Source organism: Shewanella sp. 10N.286.54.B9, assembly GCF_041468565.1.
Lineage (GTDB): Bacteria > Pseudomonadota > Gammaproteobacteria > Enterobacterales > Shewanellaceae > Shewanella.
The window spans coordinates 12667-32039 of record NZ_JBFRIY010000038.1 but is presented as its reverse complement, the minus strand read 5'-3'; the positions used below and the strand labels follow the sequence as shown (position 1 = coordinate 32039).

Genomic DNA, 19373 nt, shown 5'->3' with positions numbered 1-19373 from the left:
TAAAAAATAAGACCAGTGTTGAGTATACTCAACACTGGTCTAGCAATACTCAATAATATTCTATGCTAAGAGAAATCTTCTAGATAGGTATAGCCTTTTAGCCCTAGCTGAAGCTCTTCAAGTATATTACTGCGTTCATCTTCAACAATATGCTTATTTACTAACTCTTCATAAGTTCGCATAAAAGAAACAGCTTCTAAGTTCACATACCTGAGCACGTCAGCAACAGTGTCACCTTCTAGTACTGAATCAATGTTACGCCTGCCATTCTCATCAACTCGCACCACTGCCGAATTAGTATCACCAAATAGATTATGCATATCACCCAAAATCTCTTGATATGCCCCTACGAGGAAAAATCCAATAAGATAAGGACTTTCTTGGGTCCACGCTGGAACAGGTAAAGTAGTTTCAATACCTTGTCCATCAACGTACTGATCAACAATACCGTCTGAATCACAGGTAATATCAAGCATTACCGCGCGGCGTTCAGGGGCTTTGTCTAACCCGGATAAAGGCATTACAGGGAAAACCTGATCAATGCCCCACGCATCGGGTAGCGATTGAAACAACGAAAAGTTAACAAAGAACTTATCGGCTAACTTTTCATTAAGCTCATCGATTATCGGCCTGTGGTAGCGATATTTTGAACTCATGTTACCTTGAAGTTCATGACACACTCGTAGATTAATCTGCTCAGCCCACGCTCTATCAGCCAAGCTTAATTGTCCAAGAGCAAAAAGAGAGTGCACTTCAGTTAAGTCACTTTGGCAATCATGAAATATCTCAATCAATGCCCTTTGGTCAGCTTTGCCACTCACTTCTGTCCAAGACTGCCACATATTCTGCAGCAATAATGGCGCATCTTCGCTGGGCGGTAAAATGGTTTCAGGCTTGTATGACTCTGTACCAATAACGTCGGTAAGCAAAACCGCATGATGTGCAGTTAAGTAACGGCCGGACTCTGAGATAATTCTCGGCATCGGCTGTTCATACTCTTTGCACATATCAGTAAGCACGCTAACAATGTTATTTGCATACTCAGTTAAGCCATAATTCATAGAGTTATTACTTTGACTGCGGGTACCATCGTAATCAACCGCAAGCCCACCACCTACATCAAAACATTTTACATTGGCACCGAGCTTCATTAGTTCACAGTAAAAGCGTCCCGCTTCACTGACGCCCTGACGAATATCTCTGATGTTGGCAATTTGAGAACCTAAGTGAAAATGCAGCAACTCTAACGAGTCCAACATGTTTTCATGTTGTAACTGTTCAATAACCTTAAGCACCTGTGCAGCTGAAAGCCCAAACTTAGACTTTTCTCCACCACTTGCTTGCCACTTTCCTTTACCCTGAAACGCCAAACGCACCCGTAAACCAAGCCTTGGGGTCACCCCAAGTTCTTTGGCTTGTTCCAATACAACTTTAAGCTCTGACATTTTCTCAAGTACGATATAAACCTTGTGCCCAAGCTTCTCGCCAATCAAGGCTAAGCGAATATACTCTTTATCTTTGTAGCCATTACAAATAATGACCGAACTGGCTTTTTGCGCCATAGCGAGCACTGCAAGTAATTCAGGTTTACTGCCGGCTTCAAGCCCTAATTGCGGTACTTCTTTTTCGACTTGGCTGGCTAAAATCTCTTCCACCACGGTTTGCTGTTGATTCACCTTGATGGGGTAAACTAACAGGTAGTCAGCGTCATACTGGTACTTTTGAATCGCCTGATTAAAAGCCTGACACAGGCTATTGACTCTGTGATGCAATATTTGAGGGAATCGCACTAAAACAGGCAGAGCAACGCCGGCTTTAACCATATCTTTAGCAAGTTCATTAAGGCCAATTTTGCAGTCTGGACGGTTGGGATCTGGCGAGACGGTGACCTCACCTTCATCACTTATCCCATAGAGCCCTTGACTCCAGTAATTTACGTTGTAACTTGCTCGTGCATCATCAATAGACCAATTGCTCATATTTTTCCTAACCTGTCTATCTAACCTGTGAAATTCTAAATGGTGCCGACAGCTCCATTTAACCATCTATGATCCTGTGTCATTCGAATAACCAAATGACTACCTTAATTCTAAGCAACCGTTGCATCTTCTTACTTCACGTGCGCTTTAAGCTTACCTTGTCTAGCAAATAAACATAGCATGTATAAGCTAATGATTGAAATTCATCAAGGCTTTTACTCAACAGTTTTTGCTTACAAACACCCGACAAACCTTAGCGAATATCAGTACATTAGCGCCAAGTTTTAGGGCGCGCAATTAAACCTTGAGATGCACAATAAATCAAGCTTAACCTTGAGAATATTAGCCATATTTGTGCTATCTCATGCAACCATAGCTACCACCAGCAAATTATGGCTTAAAGCATTACTTTCATTTAACCAAATTCAAATCTTATTTTCATTATCACTATGTGACTAAAGCATATTGAAGCTAATTCCACTATAATCGCTGCAGAAGTTAGTCGTCCCAGTATAAAGTAGAGATAAACATGATTGAGATAGGAAAAAGCTGCAGGCTTGAAGTCGTCAAAGAAGTTGAATTTGGCGTTTATTTAGATGCACAGGACTTAGGCCAAGTATTGCTACCGAGCAAAGTCGTGCCAAAAGAGTGTCATGTTGGCGACATGGTTAATGTATTTCTCTATCTAGATTCACAAGACATGGTTATTGCCACTACTCGTCGCCCTCTTGGGCAAGTCGGCCAATTTGCCTTTTTAGAAGCTAAGGTTAACGGCCCATATGGTGCATTTTTAGATTGGGGGTTAGACAAAGATCTGCTACTTCCATTCGGAGAGCAACATAGAGAGATTGAGGAAGGAAAGTCTTACTTAGTTCATATCTATACCAGTCACGTTGATGACCGCATAGTAGCCTCTTCTAAGATTGATCGATTTTTAGATTTAGAAGAACCTAAATACGCCGAAGGCGAAGAAGTTAGCCTTATTATTGGTGGTACAACTGATCTTGGCTACAAAGCAATTGTTAATAATAGCCATTGGGGCGTGCTGTATAAGAATGAAGTGTTTACTCGCTTAAGCTTTGGGCAAAAGATTAAGGGCTTTATCAAACGAGTAAGAAGCGATGGAAAAATTGACCTATCGTTACAGAAAGGGGTTAAAGAAGAGTTAGATAAACATTCTATGACCATCATGTTTAAACTAAAGCAAGCTGGCGGCTTTTTACCTCTCAATGATAAAACCGACGCAGAAGTTATTTACGCAAAACTTTCAATGAGTAAAAAGGCCTTTAAAAAGAGTATTGGCGGCTTATATAAAAAGCAACAGATCACTATCTCACCAGATGGGATCCGCCTAGTCGAATAAGTCGTTAACTAAACGGCTAAAGATTAAGCGGTTATTGATTGATGTAGCCCAAACTACCTTTGCATTAAAGCATGGCTCTGTTATAACAAAGTCATGCTTTTTTATTAAGGGAACAATATGGAACTCACTCAGCATGAAGCCCGTGTAATCGGTGTGCTACTTGAGAAAGAACTCACAACACCGGAACAGTACCCTCTATCTCTCAATAGTCTGACATCTGGCTGTAACCAAAAATCCAGCAGAGACCCAGTGCTCAGTTTAAGCGAATCAGATGTACAAAATACTCTGGATAGCCTTGCCAAAAAACGTCTCATTTCAGAACAATCTGGATTTGGTAGTCGTGTCGTTAAATATAAACACCGCTTCTGCAATACTGAATTTAGCGACCTGCAACTAAATCCAGCCCAACTTGCCATTATCTGCCTGCTGCTATTACGTGGTCCTCAAACTCCAGGAGAATTGAGAACTCGTAGTAATCGATTGCATGAATTCAATGATGTCAGTGAAGTTGAGCATGCACTTGTTGAACTGGCCCGCAGAGACTCTCCTCTCGTTGCACTTTTAGCAAAAGAACCCGGTAAGCGAGAAGCACGTTACTGCCAATTATTCACAACCGAAGAGTTAGAGCGCAACACTAATCCAATACTGCACAAGGATGCAGCTCCGCAGACTACTTCTCGAACAGAACTCGAAGATAAGGTGTCTAAGCTCGAAGTTGAAGTCGGTGAACTAAAGGCTCTCATTCAACAGCTTCTTAATAAATAGCCAATAAAAATCTTAATAATATTTAATCCATCAGCACTAACTAATGGTTAACGCCCGCCCATTGAGGTGTTAACCTGTTAGCCATTGTAAAATCCATTGATTAAGGGATTAGTTTGGAAAATAGTAAGCAAAGTAGTAGTTTGCGAAATATGCTGTTACTCGCCCAGTTCGAAGTAAAAAAAATGCTTTTCAACCCTCGAGGGATAATCGCACTCGTCGCCTTCTCCCTAGTATGGTTACTTATACTACTTTATCCGATCCGCGGAGCCTCTGAGTTTCTAATTAGCCCTGACTACAAGGCCCTGATAGAAGGTTTATTTGGACCTGAGGTTGTCAGTGAATTATTTAAGTGGTCAGTAGCTGAACTCGCCATCTACTGGATTGCTGCGCTATACCTATTTCCGTTATTCAGTATCTTTATTGCCGCAGATCAATTTTCATCAGATAAAGCGCGTGGAACCTTTCGCTTTCTAACCCTAAGGGCAAGTAGAGAGAGTATTTTCTTCGGCCGTTTCATCGGTCATATGACCATCCAAACCATTTTAGTATCCCTAACCGTCTTAGCCACAATTGTGCTAGCAGTTAGTCGAGAGGCGACTCTGTTAATGCCAGCTATCGGTAGTGGTGCTTTGGTTATAGTGAACCTAGTCATTGTGCTACTGCCTTATACAGCGTTAATGGCAATACTATCGCTCTATGCCAACTCTGCAAGACAAGCAACCATCTATGCCATTCTCATCTGGGCGGCGATGTCGATAACAATCGCAATAATTAACAATTACCTACCCATAATTAGTGAACTGAAATGGATCTTACCGGGTTCACAAATTTCACTGATGATTAATACCCAAGGCTTAGGTAGCTTTGCTTATGCGCCAGTCGCCTTATTACAAACATTAGTGCTTCTGTTACTTGGACGTATATATATTAAACGGAGCGCGATATGAGACTCATTGAATGTAAAGGTTTATCTAAATCTTACGGCAGTAAGCAAGCATTAAAGCAAGTAGATTTATCCTTAGATGCAGGCGCCCCCATTGCTTTAGTTGGGCCTAACGGCGCCGGTAAAACAACGCTATTTAGCTTATTGTGCGGTTATATTGCACCTACTACAGGAGAAGTGAGCTTACTTGGGCATAAGCCTGGTGACGCCGCCCTCCTTGGTCGTGTGGCTTCGTTACCTCAAGATGCCACGCTAGACCCTAACTTTGATATTCTCACTCAACTGACATTATTTGGTACGTTACAGGGCTTCTCTAAGAAAGACGCTAAATCAGAAGCTCTGCGAGTTTTATCATTAGTGGATTTAGCGGATTGTGCTTCTCAAAAACCAAAGTCGTTAAGCCATGGTATGGCGAAACGAGTCGCTATCGCTCAATCGTTGATTGGTTCACCAGAGATAGTATTGCTCGACGAACCGACTGCGGGGCTGGATCCTGCAAATGCGAAAAAAATCCGCGAATTAGTCAGAGAGCTTTCAGACAAAACGACATTCATCATCAGTTCTCACAACTTAGATGAGCTTGAAAAGCTTTGTGGTCAGGTGCTTTATTTAGAACTCGGCCAACTGACGCAATCGGTGTCCATGGATGACAGCCTACAAAGCCAATACCTAACATTAACGATGCAGCAGTGTGATACCGAAAAATTACTGGATGGCGTTATGGGTCTTGCTGATATAAGTTCAATAGATAAAAAGCAGCATAATGAGTTTTTAATCAAGCACAATAGTGAAGAAGATTATGCTATAGAGAGTGCATTATTTGCCTTGTTTAAACAAAACAACTGGCAATACAAGGTCATACTTAAAGGTCGCACTTTAGAAGAGAAGCTATTCTCTTAAATTGGCACTATGACATCACTGGCTCTTTGAGCTAGTGATGTATTCTCCCCGGGTAATCCTCTTGCTCTAATCAATTTGAAGCCCCTGCAAAACGCGATTCAATCTAGTGCAGTCAAATAGATCTCATTCGCCTATTTCACTGGGTGCAGCGCGGTAACTATTTGGTCACTCTGAGTAGATCAATTTCTTATACTGATTGCTATAATACCAATAAGATTAGGTATTTGATCCATTCAGAGCCCTTCAGACTTTTCAATTCAAAGCGCATTGTAAATGCAATGGTTAATCCCTTTAAGCCAATGAAAGCAGAGTGGAAAGCATTAGGCGCGCACGTTACGGGGACGATACGCTTTAGCCTTCGCTATAGGATTTAGATCTACGACTAAATGGTCTATTTTGTTCCATACAAAATGAGACATTTCCGCCCTCCTTGGCAGTCAGATTTAGGAGGTACGAGACCAAGGATGGTCGAAGGTAGAATAATGCAGGAGCAATTATCGAGAGCAAGCGGGATGCCTGAGCCGAGAATAACGATTCGCTTAAATCCCAAAGCTTGCCTACAGCGTTTTGAATTCGCGCCGAATAGCCAAACTTTGAATGCAATGGGTATTAAACAGGAATGTAGCGCTGCTGACTGAACTCGTATAAGCCTGCAAGGAAGAAAACTGAAACGAGGACTAATAAAGAGGTTAGAAACGTCGCTGGAAGAGTGTTTAGCAGAGATTATTAAATAAACCGCTAAGAGCAAACTTGAAGAGTAACAAGCTATAAAAAAGACACAAAGAAAAAAGAGCCGTAGTAAACTACGGCTCTTCGAAATCTTTTTGCGATTAGCTAGATGCTAATCAAGCTGGTAACTTAAACTACAGTTACGTTCTCAGCTTGTGGGCCTTTTTGACCTTGAGTAACAGTAAACTGAACTTTTTGACCTTCGTCAAGAGTTTTGAAACCGTCAGAGTTGATAGCGCGGAAGTGTACGAATACATCTGGGCCAGACTCTTGCTCGATAAATCCGAAACCTTTATCAGAGTTGAACCACTTAACAACGCCAGTAACTTGAGACATAATATTGAATCCTGTAAATATAAATTAAAGCCTTAACGGCGGTAAAGCTGGAAAATGCCGGTTTACTTAATGTTAACAGGACGAACATTGTCGTATTGAACACATAAAAATAAGCCCTAACCTTCAAGCTGCAAATACTATAAACCATTCTCAGGAGATGTCAACACACATTCTAGACATTATTTTTAGTATTTTTGCTTATATATCTGGCGGTTGTAGATTTAGTGATTAAATAATTTATACAACCCAAATAAACTGGCTTAACAAAGGCTTTAAAAACCATCACATGCAAGGCCATTAAAGCTACTTCGCCCTAAAGACCTCTATTTTGAAATCGAGTTCACACTCAAAACCAGTCGCCGATAACGTTTGTTTTTGTTCATCGGTTAACTTCCAGTTATAAGGCGTCATCTGCAAAAAATGACGAATATCATTTTCGTCTGACAAATGGAGTGTACTTTCCAACCGCTTTTGGTCAATGAGCTCAAAGCCTTCGATGCAAGAAGCATCTTGGGTATGTTCCTTTGGCGTATCATAAATCAGCTCTTTTAAAGCAAAATGATGTCTTGGGCCTGCACACACGGTAATGAGTATTCCACCAGATTTGATCACTCGTTTAAGTTCAGTCTCTAACGACGGCGCGTAGATCCTTAACATAAAGTCGAAGCTATCATCAGCGTACGGCATATCAAATGAACTCGCGACACTGAAGGCAATATCAGGATAGCGTTTTGCTGCATATTTAAGTGCAGACTTACTAATGTCTAACCCAAACAAAGAAAAATCATCACCCAACTCTTTTGCTAAACGACTTGAGTAATACCCCTCTCCACAACCAATATCGAGTCCATACTGAGCTTCATTTAGATAGGTTTTAGCCAGTTGATTAACATTATCACTGAGCGCCTGATAGTAACCTTTATTGAGAAACTCTCTTCGAGCAAACATCATCTCTTTATTATCACCAGGATCGTTCGATTTTTTCTTTTGCACTGGCAATAAGTTTACATAACCCTCTTTTGCTCTATCAAACCGATGATTCGATGCACAAAGCCACGTTTTGTCTTGTAGTGTTAATGCTTGTTCACATATCGGGCAACGATAAATCATTATTCATTCTCCAATGCAAAGGAACCGTTTGTTCCGTCTGCCATAAGTTGTTCTACTATCTCATTCAATTCAATTGGGGCGAGCAATTGATAATACGCTAGCTCCCTAATCAAGGGTTCCTGTTCATTAGATTGATTGGCAGGCTGGCTTAAACTTGGTCGTTCCGATAACTGAGAATATTGACGGGTCAATAATTGTCTTTTTCTAACGAGTTCGGCATCAAGTTTACTGAATTCTTGTTGATACCCCTCTTTACACGCTCGAGTGAGCTCAAATCGAACACTTTCCAATTCGCTAATTTCAACCAACAGGCTTTCAGCGTTATGCTCTGCATCTACAGAGCGAGCAATGATATGCTTGGCTAACAAGATCTCTTTAGCAATATGCCCAATTCTAAAGTCGGCTTCCAAAGCCACAAGATTCCACTTCACCGCTTCTACAATATTAAAACGGCACACATCGCTAAAACTGACGGCAACCGATAGTCCAGCGCCAAGTTGCGCAGCGCAAAGTTTTGGCGACGTCCCCAAAGCAGAAAACAGTCTCCAGCCTTGACCAACTGAACGACTAAGGCTTTCGCTCGTGTCCATGTCATTATCAAACTCATCAACCGATAAAGACAAGTAAGGATGAATTCTAACCATCAACGATACTTTTGCTGCAGAAACTGCCACTACCACAACTTCGACTATCGGGCCCGACTGCAATTGCAGCGCACTAAAGTCGCCAAATTGTTTGGAGAGAGAAAAGACTAATTTAGATTGATGACTAATTTCGATAATTTGCGGTTGGATTAACAGCGGTTCAAACATTCAGCACCTCACAGACCAGCAGATATTGTACTTGCTTTAACTTCTTGGTGCTAGTTATCAAACTGACGTTAATTCAAGCAAGTAAAGCACTCTAATGCTGAAGTTAAGACAATCACGCTAACACGGTGCTATGATGAAACCACTTATATAGAAGTGATAGCCACGATTTTATGCCTTCGAAAACACAAAACACCCTCTTCTGGCACGATTATGAGACAGCAAACCTAAGTCTCTAAATAACAACAAATTAAACCCTAAAAATAATCACGCAATGCACGCTGCGATGCACAGTTGTAATTATCCTCATTAAAAATAAGCAGTTAGAAGGCTCACAATTTTAGCTTTCAAAACATAATTGAGTAGTTCAAGCTATTAAATACGATTGATACATAACTCTAAAAAATCATAGCTATAAGGATGTTTCAGTGGATCTAATAGGGATGTTGGCTAACGCAGCTTTACAGGTTTGGTATATATTTCCCGTAATTTTATTGACCTTTGTCGTTCGCACGCCGTGGTTTAAAGGCGTATTAGGTGAATTCAGTGTCAATTTGATATTAAAGAGGTTACCGCAAAACGAATATCATCTAATCAAAAATGTTACTTTGCCAACGGATGATGGAACAACTCAAATTGATCACATAATTGTATCTAAGTATGGAGTTTTCGTTGTTGAAACAAAGAACATGAAAGGATGGATTTTTGGTTCTTCAAATCAGAAGCAATGGACGCAGAAAATCTATAAATACTCAACCAGATTCCAAAATCCAATCCATCAAAACTATAAGCACCTAAAAACTCTAGAAGAACTGCTCAACATTAACATCACCTCTCTTTTCTCTGTTGTTGTATTCATCGGTGATAGTACATTTAAAACAAGCATGCCGGCGAACGTAACCTATGCTAGTGGCTGCTTATCTTATATTCGTTCTTGTTCTATTGAACGACTAAGCCAAAAGCAAGTTACAGAAGTCATAACACAAATCGAATCAGGACGTTTAGAGCGTGGTTTTAATACAAACCAAGCTCACCGCACTCATGTGAAAGAAATCATTAAGCAAAAAACTGATGAAAAACGTTGCATTAAATGCGGTTCAGGAATGGTTTTAAGAAAAGCTAAAAAAGGCCAACACGCAGGCACTAGCTTTTGGGGCTGTTCAAATTTTCCAAAATGTAGAGCAGTGGAAAAAATCAATTGATCAACAGCATACGCGCCTCATATTCGCCGAGCTGATTCACGTGCATAAATATACTAGGTTGAATCATTTAACAAATGAATCTCACGACGATAAGAGCAACTGATAGTTTGGTGAAACTAACTTAATACTTCTTAGCTCCTTTAGTGTTGTTGTAATTCACTGTCAAAATCTAGAGATTGAGCGTTCGCCATTATTTTCCAGTTCACACACCCAAACGGCTCTTCTCCATCGACCACCACTAAATATTCCAGTGTTTCATTTTCGAGCTGAAGTTTTGCATCTTTTAATATGGTATTTGCTGTTACTAACGGCAACTTATGTCTCATCACTTGATGAATGCGTTTATTTTCAATCTTACGGTCCACAGTTCGTTCAGAAGCCGTATCAAGCAATGGACTGCGCCATGCATCTAATATCGTCTGATCAATAAGACCAATCACCTCACCTTTAGGTCCATCACGAACCACTGCTATTTTAGCCTTGCTTTCAACAAGCAATTGGCGAACTTCAGCCAAGGTATGATCCGGCTCAATACAAATAACAGGCTCTAATGGTAGCTGCGAAACATATTGAACATTTTCGATCTGGTGAGAAACCAATATATCAATGCAAATATCGACAATATTTGCATCAAATAGCTGGCCTTTACCCGATAATAGAATCTCTTTGAGTTTCCCCATCCCTAAAGAAGGTCTATAAGGCCGATGACTTAATACCGAGTCTGCAACGTCAGCAATACCTATAATCTTTGCTTCTAAAATAATTTCATCACCTTTTAACCCCTTAGGGTAACCAGAGCCATCAAGTCTTTCGTGGTGTTGTAAAATCATCTCTTTTATAGGCCATGGAAATTCCACTTCACTGATTACATTCGCTCCTTTTTCAGGATGTAATTTCACTAAAGCAAATTCTTCTTCAGATAACTTTGAAGGCTTACATAAAATCTGTGTCGGTATCCCCAACTTACCAATATCATGAATAAGCGCCCCAAGTTTAAGCCCTTCTAACCTTTCCTCACTCAAACCTAGTCGTTCTCCAATTAGGTAGGCTAATTGAGCTACAGATTTTTGATGTCCGGCAGTATAAGCATCTTTTAACTCAACGGCTTCAGACACAGCCCCAATAAGCCGCACTAAAGTAGATGTGAGCTGCTCTCGTTGGGTTTTTATCACTTTTGACTGTTTCGACAAGACTCTCATTGAGCGAGGAAGCTCTACACAATGCCATATGATGGATGCAAACACGGACAGAGACTTAGCATCAACGTGAGTATATGGTAAATCACGATTTCCAACCCCAATCACTCCAACAACACGATTACGATAGATGATAGGTACACTCATATGACGAGAGAGTTCAAATGGAGCTGTAGAAAGCTCTTGTATGGCCTTAACACTACTACAGTCATTGTTAATCACAGCCTTACGCTTTCTAATGCAGTCAAACCATAATCCAGCATCACTCTCACTCAATTGCCTCACTTTAGGTATTTGACATAGAGCAACAGCTGAATCGAACCATGTCGTAAGTGATATTTCACTTTTCTTTTCATCATAAAGATGTAAATAACCAATCTGGCTACTTGTTAGTGTGATTGCTTGCTCAACCGCAATTTGAAAAACCAACTCAGGCTCAGACAGTATTACCTTTTCTATTTGAGTTAACCATTCATCACTAGACTGAATTGCATGGTGATAGTCGGGGTGAAGACCCATCAGCCACTTTTCATCTAAATTTAATTCGGAGATTTTTAAACTCCATAAATAGGCTGAACCAGGGATCGAGGTGAAAACCCCTTGTATTCCTTTACCTTTATCATCAACCCAGTTGAGTGACATAGGTTCATGCTTAGAAAGCTCGATACTTGAAATATCTAACGAAGAAAAACACCTATTTAGCGACTGATTAAGTATCGAAGAGATTGGTTTATTAACCTGTGCATAAAACGCTTCACTTAAGCGTATAAGATTAAATTTTATGTCTATAATGGCCCAGGGCATAGGTATGTTTTGAGGGATGTCTGAAGTTTTTAAAAACAAATCACTTTTTGCTTGTTTATTCATATTCACGCCATAGCCAGAGTAGATAAAAAACAGACAACGATATGATTAAAGTAGCATTAAACTTAAAAAAACAGCAAGATTTAAGGTATAAAAATATATAATTAGAAAATAACTATTTAAAGGTTAGTTTAGCTCGGTTCTAAGCTGTGCTATTTGACGATCTATTGTTGAAACTTCACTATCAGCCTGCTGTGAAATCGCACTCATTTCTTGCGCTAAACTCTGCTGCCAGGACACGAACCATTGGAGAGAATTCTGTTGCTCATTCAAAAGTTCACCAAGATGAACTCAGAGCCGCAACAAAAAGCACTCATCGAACATTATGTTAACGGCCTGCCGGTCGAACGCGCAGCAGCTCGATTTGGTATAGAGGTATCAAATATGGTCAGAGCCCAGGAACGACTTGAAGAAGTCGCGAGCAATATTGAACAGATCAAAGAATTAGATTGGGTACGGTTTGGTTACAGCTATAACCCAAATCAGTTAAGCGATAACAGAGCGTAAAACGCAGGCTAAGTTAAGGCGACTACCTACATATAAAAACAGAAATTAAACTTAAGGAAGATTGATATGAACTCAAACAAACAAGAGTCAGAGACAGCCCCGCGAACAGGCGGATTGATAGATGAAAAATTACTATCAGCCACACAAACCATGAAAATACTTAGCGTTAGCAGGGCTAAGTTTTACACTAAAGTGGTTAAGGATCCTGACTTTACCCAAATCGTTAGACCACTGTGTTTAATCCATAATGGACTTAAGCAGTACCGGCATACCGAGATCATAGCCTTCATTGAGAGGAAGCAAGAACTGCATTGAATCTTAGAAATTGGCTTATGTGTGATCCGTCAGTTTTTAGCCGTCAAAGGCTTAAAGCTAAAATTAGCCCAGGTACTTCTTGACCCTTTGGTGCTTTATAGTAGGAACTCATTCATGTCTTGCTAATGTGAGTTCCTTACACCGATTCTCCATTCTTAAAAAACCGTTTTTTTCTCAACTATCATTATGTAACACTGAAGACAACTCTAACAAACGATTAGTATGATTTTGCCATTTCGAGCCCCCGAATATGAACCTCCGAATTTAAACTTTAGATAAGTGAAAACTTGCCGAACAGCAGACTAATTATACAACCCATTCTTTTAAGTCATGAATATAGGATGTGTGCCTAGTACTAATACCTGTATGTATATATAATAAAAGCAGTGATTTAGTTAAAAAAAGAGTAAAAGATGAGTTCGAAACAAGGTTTGTATCAATGATTTCTAGTGCGAAACGTACTGCTTATGAGAAAGGAAGTGTGCATTCATGGCATCCGTACTACGCAGGTTATTCTGAATTTTTTGTAGACTCAGTTTTAAAAATTGAATCAGGCCGTTTAACGCAAAACTCTATCATCTTGGACCCATGGGTTGGCAGTGGGACAACAGGTGTTGTGTGTCAGAAAAATGGTTTAAATTGTGTTGGCATTGATGTAAATAGCTCTATGGCTATTTTTTCAGCATCTAAATCTTCTAAAATCCTTCCTAAGCTAAAAAGTGAATCTACTTCAATCCTTAACCGGATATTTGCCCGCGCAAAAAAAAGTCGAAAAGTTTATGATACTAGTCACTTAGATGAAATAATGAGCAGTTCATTTACACTAAAAATGACCCGCTTATTAGTTGCTATCGAAGACGAGCTTCATACAGAGACTCTAAGAGTCGAACCATTTATCTCTTTTTTTAAATCAGTTTTGCTAGTGTCTAATCGCCAACTGATGGGATATAAAAGTGGTTCAAATCCTACTTGGTTCAAAAAAACGCCTCCAACTCAATGCTTACCTTTTGCCACAATTGAAAAAGTTTATAGGCAAAATTTTGATTCAATGCTTTATGACTTAGAGGAAATATTTAGCTTAAATACAGGCAGCTTCTCTGTTTACGAATCTAGCAGCGTTTCGACTCCAGTCGCAGATAACTCTGTTGATCTAGTGATAACATCTCCTCCTTACTTGACTCGTATTGATTACGCTGTATCGACTCAAGTTGAGCTACTTTTATTAGGAGGAGCAAAAAAATATCGATCAATAAGAGAGAATACGATTGGTACAACAACTATTTTTTCTCAGCGTAAATGTGGCGATAGGTCCTGGGGCAAACTGTGTAATGAGGTAATAAGTGCAATCAATTCTCATTCATCATACTCATCTCAAGATTATTACATCAAGAATAAGATTCAATATTTCGATGGTTCATATCAATCTTTACTCGAATTGTATCGAGTTATGAAAGTTGAAGCTAATGCATACTTGGTTATCCAAAATTCTTACTACAAAGAGATCCCAATTCCTCTACCAGAGATTTATATGCAGATGGCAAAAGCAATCGGCTTTTCTGAAGCTGTGTGTGAACGAAGAGATATCCTTAAATCAACTATGGCTCATATCAACGTAAAATCAAAACGGTATGAAAAGAATAAAATTTATTACGAAGATGTTATAAGGCTTAAGAAATGAACAAGAAAGATGCAGAAGCAGAAGCAGAATTAAAATTATTAGACGATATTAAAAAAAATCGAGAAGAGATTGCTACAGATTCATACACAACCTCATGGCGAGAGATTATAAACTTATATAAAGATGGTGATATAAAAATATCCCCTGAGTATCAACGACTGTTCAGATGGGATCTAGATCGTCAAACTCAATTCATTGAGTCTCTTTTATTAAATATTCCAGTACCTACTCTTTTCTTTTATGTTGACCAAGATGGGCGCCAAGAAGTGATCGATGGCTTACAGCGCATAAGTACTATCATTCGTTTTTTCGCTGAAGATATTTTTTCGAAAGATGAGATAGAAAGAGCAACTGCCGCCAGTAATGTCAATCATCTAGCTAACCCTACAATTTTAGACACGGCACCAATTATACCTAGCCTTAAAGGTTGGAGCGCAGGAAAGTTACCAGACAAAGTGACTCGCACAATCAAGAACGCTCGAGTTAATATCGTTATTCTTGAGCAAGAAACTAAACCTCAAACAAAATATAATGTATTTAAACGCCTCAATAGATCCGGGGCAAAATTGAGTGACCAAGAAATAAGGAATTGTACATCTAGACTCGTGGGAAACACATTTGCAAACAAGCTGAGAGACATAGCAGCACAAGAGTACGTTATAAATGCATTAGGATTAAGTATTGAGAAACAAAAGACACAAGCATGTGAAGAGGCCCTATTACGTACACTAGCGAGCCTTTTTCATGCAGATAAGTTTGAGCACTTGGTTGACGATTTCCTTGATGATTACATGTATGTTGGATCTGAAACTAACTCTCTAGACGCAGAAGTTGAAACCCGGATAAAAAAAGCATTTTTGTTAATTTCCTCGGCTTTCCCAGGAGGAAAGGCGTTTAAATTTAGAAAAGATGATGGCAGAAGTAGTGGCCAATTTAGTACAAACTTACTCGATATAATTGCAACTGGTGTCTATAAAAACGTAGATAATTTATCGTCAGCAGACATAGCTGATAAACTTGATACACTGTGGGAAACCCAGAGAGAAAAAATTTCTGTCTGCACTGGTTCTGGCTCTAATACAAAGGCAAAATTAAAGCTTCGACTTGAACTTGGTGCTGAGGCGTTTAAATAATGTCAAACCTTAACGTCACAGCATTAATAGGCGAAATGGCTCAGACTAAATCTGATTCGCTTGAAATACTCACTAACATTAAGAATATTCATGATGTTCTATCAGCTTCTCCGACAAATCAAAATCTGCCGGCTGAGTTTAGAAAAATATCGGTACCGATGATTTATTCTGCGTGGGAGAGCCATTTTACGGCATCCATAGCAGTTTGCTTTAGAGCTCTAAAGGATATAAATAAATCAGCAAACGAACATTCATCAACTATTAGAGCGATTTGGTTACAACAAGAATCTTTTTTTAGTAAATATATCGATATGATTAAAAATATCTATGACATAGACTCTCACAAAAGCTTGAGTGAAAAAATGACTAATATGAAGAGAAAAGTAAGAAAAGGTCATTTCAAACTAACTACAGATGTATTAGACAGCATAGACACTTTTAATTCAACAGGTCTTAATAAGCAGGTTAACGTTGATGACCTCGTAATGACTTTCGCAAATGTAAATAAAGTCGTAACTGAAATGAATATGGATGTTATCGGCCTAGATCATGGCAGTTTAGACTTGAGCCAATTAGATGCTTTAGTTGGTTTAAGAAACGCTTTTGGTCACGGTCAATTTACAACTAATGTGGGTAAACGACAGTTTCTTCAAATGCTTAGCTATGCGGATCAGCTAGTTAACGGGCTTTATCAAGAAGTCGAGGTATGGTTAAGTCATTTAGATTCAGAATTAAAAGATACTCATGTTGATTCCTGGCGGTGTGACACTCCGTGTAACATATCATTTAGTCACAAACACATCTAAATCCAAAAGCCTGCACAACAGGCTTTTTATGTTCTAGATCTTCTTAATAAATTATAAACAGTTTAATTGGTGCTAAGGATCTAGAACAGAACTAAATTCATCTAGTTATGCGTTGTTCATCAATTTAGGCCCCAAGAAAAGGTGAGACAATCAAGGGAACGTGTATATCTAATAAACATGTGGATATGCCTGCTACCTAAAATTGGAATTAATATGAAAAAAAATTCAACATTCTGTAGGGGAAGACCAACTTGGACTAATGCCTGTGTAGGTAATAATGGCTCACCTTCATATGTACAGTATGCTCTGGGTTTTTCAAAAGCAGCTAACTTAATCTTAGACCAGGTGCTTGAGTGCCGAGGTGTTAAATATAACCTTGACGATATGGTGTATCCTGTTTGCTTCAATATGAGGCACTCTGTTGAGTTACGCCTTAAAGGGGCAATTTCAGAGCTAGATGTTATTGCTAAGATGAAGGGTATAAAACTAACCTTCGACCTATCTGGTTCTCATGATATTGGAAATATATGGAGTTTTTTTAAGTTAAAATCCGAACAGATCGACGAACGCTATAAAATAATTAACTCTGATATTGCGCCAACTATCCTCGATATTGCCGATGTTGACTCAACAGGCCAGACATTTCGCTATCCCATCTCTAATGAAAGTCAGAAGCACCTAGCTGATGTAGCATTGATAAACTTTTTAGTGCTAAAAGAAAAATTTAGCAAACTTCAAGAGAAACTAGATGAACTACTTTATCTTAATGAATACCTGATTGAAGAGTACTCATTAGGGACTTTTACAAAAAAGTTATCACGGCAACAACTATTTAGTTTAACTTCAAACTTACCAGAGTTAGCTCAATGGCAAGCAGATAGTTTTAAACAAAAGAAACTAGATTTAAAAAAAATGCATGGTTTGAGCAGTAATGAACTAACGAAAGCAATAAATAAAATTAAAAGTAACTATGAACTAATGTATCAGCTAAACTCTCCAGTGCCGCTAAAAGGAGTTGATGAATATAACCTAATTTGGTTCTTGGACTTTTGGATTGAAATAAACCCAGAAATAAAAGAAAGAAGTAGGAGCGCAGGGGTTACTAAACTAGATATGGACGAAATGCTAAAGTCTATAAAACGGGACCGTGAATTAAAAACCAAGCTATGGGCTAACCTAAATGGCTACATTACAAGTGAAAGTTTAGCAGGATTAAAAGCTTTGTTTTATTTTGCTTATGACAAAAAGTTTTCTGAAACTTATGTAAATTCATACCATAACGAGCTTAAAGAAGCTTTAGTTCTTATGAAAGATGGAGTAGACGGTGCACAAGAAAGCTTTATGCGCTTAGCTGACAAAGCTAACTTTTTTGACCAATTGGTCATGAGCTTATATTTCCTACATTATAATGAATTAGCTGAAGAACTTATAGATATTTATGGAGTATCAGATGCTTTCCCATGGCTGGATAAAGCAAGAAGTAGAGAGCTTTTTGCACTCCCTGAGTTAGCCGGTTACTAAGCAAGTATGAAAATATTTAAGATGTCTGCAAAATATGCCATTTCAATAATTCCCAATACAACTGATAGGCAATTATCTGCTCGTCATACCAATCATGCTTATTGTAAATAGCCATGATGCCACCCAATTCATGACCTAGCATTTTTTCGGTGACATGCGGCATCACCTTATGCTCGCTCAGCCTTGTTGATATTGTTCGCCTAAAATCATGTGGCACAAAGTGTGGATAATCAAGCTGTTCATTAAGGCGTTGTACATACCGGTTAAGCGCGTGGGTTGAGAGGGCTTTATTGTGGCTTAAACCTTCAATCAAGAAATGCCTATTTTGGCCATAAATAAAATCTAACGACTCAATGATACTGATGGTTTGATCGCTTAACGGTCGTCTAATCATTTTGCCGGTCTTAGAACGTTCCTTAGGTAATATCCAAATGGCATTATCAAGATCAAACTCTCTGCGCTCAGCGCCTCTAATTTCTGCATTACGCGCACCGGTCAAAATCAGCAGTTTTACGCAGGATTTGGTTTTAGGTGTCGCCCTACTCGCTTCTATTTGCCTCCATAGACCAGCAAGCTCTCCCCACTCTAAAACACGCTCTCTGCGTGACTGGTGAGCTCCAATCGCTTTAACGGGGATATCTAAACAAGCTGATGACTTAATCTCTCCTCGCGCTTTTGACCAACGTATAACCGTCTTTAACCGCTTGAGGATACTGCCAGCATTTGCCGCAGTGGTTTCATCCCTTACTCCGTCGAGTAACTTAATCCATTCAGTGTAACGATAACGTTCAACATCGATATTGAAATTTGGCACTATGTACTTGGAGATAAAGCTTTCGTATAGCACAACAGTGGTTGGTGATAGCTGGGGACGGGCGTAGGCTTTCATAAAGTCGTTGCAGATATCGCCAAGTAAGCGAGCAGCGCCTCTGTTAACACCGTGACAACGAGGGTCTAGGTTATCAACTAACAACTGTCTATACTCTAGAGCTGTTGCTCGAGCCTCAGACAACTTAAGGTCTGGATACCGGCCAATCTTGATCCGCTGTTGCTTAGCTTGCCAACGAAAGCGATAATAGAATGCAATGACAGCATTCTTTGTAATTCGTACACTTAAACCATCACGATCTGCAATCTCAATAGGACCGTGGTAAGGTGCTTTTATATTCCTTAACTTACTATCAGATAATGCCATTTTACCAACCTTCACGTGATGC

At 39.3% G+C, this 19373-nt stretch carries 17 protein-coding genes; 11 read left to right on the top strand and 6 right to left on the bottom strand.

Annotated elements, in window-relative coordinates:
- Window positions 1-65 precede the first annotated feature (65 nt).
- Window positions 66-1979: a biosynthetic arginine decarboxylase gene (gene speA, locus AB4135_RS13880; protein WP_371993758.1), complete on the bottom strand. Its 1914-nt coding sequence runs from the start codon at window positions 1977-1979 to the stop codon at window positions 66-68.
- 529 nt (window positions 1980-2508) lie between these two features.
- Here speA and AB4135_RS13875 point away from each other — a divergent pair.
- The 4 genes from AB4135_RS13875 (at window position 2509) to AB4135_RS13860 (ending at window position 5950) form a co-directional block, all read left to right on the top strand.
- Window positions 2509-3342 (top strand): S1 RNA-binding domain-containing protein, encoded by an 834-nt coding sequence (locus tag AB4135_RS13875; RefSeq protein WP_371993756.1) that lies wholly within the window; start codon window positions 2509-2511, stop codon window positions 3340-3342.
- Window positions 3343-3459: 117 nt separating this feature from the next.
- Window positions 3460-4107: a YceH family protein gene (locus tag AB4135_RS13870; RefSeq protein WP_371993754.1), complete on the top strand. Its 648-nt coding sequence runs from the start codon at window positions 3460-3462 to the stop codon at window positions 4105-4107.
- A 149-nt stretch (window positions 4108-4256) separates the two neighbouring features.
- Window positions 4257-5054, top strand: a complete 798-nt coding sequence (locus tag AB4135_RS13865) for an ABC transporter permease subunit (protein WP_371993994.1) — start codon at window positions 4257-4259, stop codon at window positions 5052-5054.
- Complete coding sequence (locus tag AB4135_RS13860; protein ID WP_371993752.1) at window positions 5051-5950, top strand: ABC transporter ATP-binding protein; 900 nt, start codon at window positions 5051-5053, stop codon at window positions 5948-5950. The genes AB4135_RS13865 and AB4135_RS13860 overlap by 4 nt, the downstream gene beginning before the upstream one ends.
- Before the next feature lie 858 nt (window positions 5951-6808).
- On the opposite strand, the gene AB4135_RS13855 is transcribed toward AB4135_RS13860, so the two are convergent.
- The 3 genes from AB4135_RS13855 to AB4135_RS13845 all read right to left on the bottom strand — a co-directional run bounded on the left by AB4135_RS13855 (window position 6809) and on the right by AB4135_RS13845 (window position 8937).
- Window positions 6809-7015: a cold-shock protein gene (locus tag AB4135_RS13855; RefSeq protein WP_012155714.1), complete on the bottom strand. Its 207-nt coding sequence runs from the start codon at window positions 7013-7015 to the stop codon at window positions 6809-6811.
- 303 nt (window positions 7016-7318) lie between these two features.
- Window positions 7319-8125: a 23S rRNA (guanine(745)-N(1))-methyltransferase gene (gene rlmA, locus AB4135_RS13850; RefSeq protein ID WP_371993751.1), complete on the bottom strand. Its 807-nt coding sequence runs from the start codon at window positions 8123-8125 to the stop codon at window positions 7319-7321.
- Entirely contained in the window at window positions 8125-8937 is an 813-nt protein-coding gene (locus tag AB4135_RS13845; protein WP_371993750.1) for a hypothetical protein, read from the bottom strand. The genes rlmA and AB4135_RS13845 overlap by 1 nt, the downstream gene beginning before the upstream one ends.
- 425 nt (window positions 8938-9362) lie before the next feature.
- Here AB4135_RS13845 and AB4135_RS13840 point away from each other — a divergent pair, with 425 nt between their 5' ends.
- A complete protein-coding gene (locus AB4135_RS13840) occupies window positions 9363-10136 on the top strand; it encodes an NERD domain-containing protein (RefSeq protein WP_371993748.1) in 774 nt (257 codons plus the stop codon).
- A 140-nt stretch (window positions 10137-10276) separates the two neighbouring features.
- Here the strand turns inward: AB4135_RS13840 and AB4135_RS13835 are convergent, their stop codons facing one another.
- On the bottom strand, window positions 10277-12199 hold the full coding sequence (locus AB4135_RS13835; RefSeq protein ID WP_371993746.1) for an HD domain-containing phosphohydrolase: 1923 nt from the start codon (window positions 12197-12199) through the stop codon (window positions 10277-10279).
- A gap of 243 nt (window positions 12200-12442) precedes the next feature.
- Between AB4135_RS13835 and AB4135_RS13830 the strand changes: the two genes are divergently transcribed.
- The 6 genes from AB4135_RS13830 to AB4135_RS13805 all read left to right on the top strand — a co-directional run bounded on the left by AB4135_RS13830 (window position 12443) and on the right by AB4135_RS13805 (window position 18156).
- Window positions 12443-12703, top strand: a complete 261-nt coding sequence (locus AB4135_RS13830; protein WP_371994005.1) for a hypothetical protein — start codon at window positions 12443-12445, stop codon at window positions 12701-12703.
- Between the two features lie 66 nt (window positions 12704-12769).
- The gene (locus tag AB4135_RS13825) at window positions 12770-13018 is read left to right on the top strand and encodes a hypothetical protein (RefSeq protein WP_371993744.1); all 249 of its coding nucleotides are present in this window, start codon (window positions 12770-12772) and stop codon (window positions 13016-13018) included.
- A 439-nt stretch (window positions 13019-13457) separates the two neighbouring features.
- The gene (locus AB4135_RS13820) at window positions 13458-14696 is read left to right on the top strand and encodes a DNA methyltransferase (RefSeq protein ID WP_371993742.1); all 1239 of its coding nucleotides are present in this window, start codon (window positions 13458-13460) and stop codon (window positions 14694-14696) included.
- Window positions 14693-15829, top strand: a complete 1137-nt coding sequence (locus tag AB4135_RS13815) for a DUF262 domain-containing protein (RefSeq protein ID WP_371993741.1) — start codon at window positions 14693-14695, stop codon at window positions 15827-15829. Before AB4135_RS13820 ends, AB4135_RS13815 begins: the two co-directional genes overlap by 4 nt.
- Window positions 15829-16635: an MAE_28990/MAE_18760 family HEPN-like nuclease gene (locus AB4135_RS13810; protein WP_371993739.1), complete on the top strand. Its 807-nt coding sequence runs from the start codon at window positions 15829-15831 to the stop codon at window positions 16633-16635. The genes AB4135_RS13815 and AB4135_RS13810 overlap by 1 nt, the downstream gene beginning before the upstream one ends.
- A 213-nt stretch (window positions 16636-16848) precedes the next feature.
- Window positions 16849-18156, top strand: a complete 1308-nt coding sequence (locus AB4135_RS13805) for a hypothetical protein (protein ID WP_371993737.1) — start codon at window positions 16849-16851, stop codon at window positions 18154-18156.
- A gap of 16 nt (window positions 18157-18172) precedes the next feature.
- Here AB4135_RS13805 and AB4135_RS13800 read toward each other — a convergent pair whose 3' ends face one another.
- Entirely contained in the window at window positions 18173-19351 is a 1179-nt protein-coding gene (locus AB4135_RS13800; protein WP_371993736.1) for a tyrosine-type recombinase/integrase, read from the bottom strand.
- Window positions 19352-19373 lie beyond the last annotated feature (22 nt).

Excerpts from the sequence above, each read along its gene's own strand:
- AB4135_RS13815 (WP_371993741.1), top strand. The coding sequence starts at position 14,693 with ATGAACAAGAAAGATGCAGAAGCAGAAGCAGAATTAAAATTATTAGAC.
- AB4135_RS13855 (WP_012155714.1), bottom strand. The coding sequence starts at position 7,015 with ATGTCTCAAGTTACTGGCGTTGTTAAGTGGTTCAACTCTGATAAAGGT.
- rlmA (WP_371993751.1), bottom strand. The coding sequence starts at position 8,125 with ATGATTTATCGTTGCCCGATATGTGAACAAGCATTAACACTACAAGAC.
- AB4135_RS13865 (WP_371993994.1), top strand. The coding sequence starts at position 4,257 with ATGCTGTTACTCGCCCAGTTCGAAGTAAAAAAAATGCTTTTCAACCCT.
- AB4135_RS13860 (WP_371993752.1), top strand. The coding sequence starts at position 5,051 with ATGAGACTCATTGAATGTAAAGGTTTATCTAAATCTTACGGCAGTAAG.
- AB4135_RS13800 (WP_371993736.1), bottom strand. The coding sequence starts at position 19,351 with ATGGCATTATCTGATAGTAAGTTAAGGAATATAAAAGCACCTTACCAC.
- AB4135_RS13810 (WP_371993739.1), top strand. The coding sequence starts at position 15,829 with ATGTCAAACCTTAACGTCACAGCATTAATAGGCGAAATGGCTCAGACT.
- speA (WP_371993758.1), bottom strand. The coding sequence starts at position 1,979 with ATGAGCAATTGGTCTATTGATGATGCACGAGCAAGTTACAACGTAAAT.
- AB4135_RS13845 (WP_371993750.1), bottom strand. The coding sequence starts at position 8,937 with ATGTTTGAACCGCTGTTAATCCAACCGCAAATTATCGAAATTAGTCAT.
- AB4135_RS13870 (WP_371993754.1), top strand. The coding sequence starts at position 3,460 with ATGGAACTCACTCAGCATGAAGCCCGTGTAATCGGTGTGCTACTTGAG.
- AB4135_RS13805 (WP_371993737.1), top strand. The coding sequence starts at position 16,849 with ATGAAAAAAAATTCAACATTCTGTAGGGGAAGACCAACTTGGACTAAT.
- AB4135_RS13820 (WP_371993742.1), top strand. The coding sequence starts at position 13,458 with ATGATTTCTAGTGCGAAACGTACTGCTTATGAGAAAGGAAGTGTGCAT.
- AB4135_RS13875 (WP_371993756.1), top strand. The coding sequence starts at position 2,509 with ATGATTGAGATAGGAAAAAGCTGCAGGCTTGAAGTCGTCAAAGAAGTT.
- AB4135_RS13825 (WP_371993744.1), top strand. The coding sequence starts at position 12,770 with ATGAACTCAAACAAACAAGAGTCAGAGACAGCCCCGCGAACAGGCGGA.
- AB4135_RS13835 (WP_371993746.1), bottom strand. The coding sequence starts at position 12,199 with ATGAATAAACAAGCAAAAAGTGATTTGTTTTTAAAAACTTCAGACATC.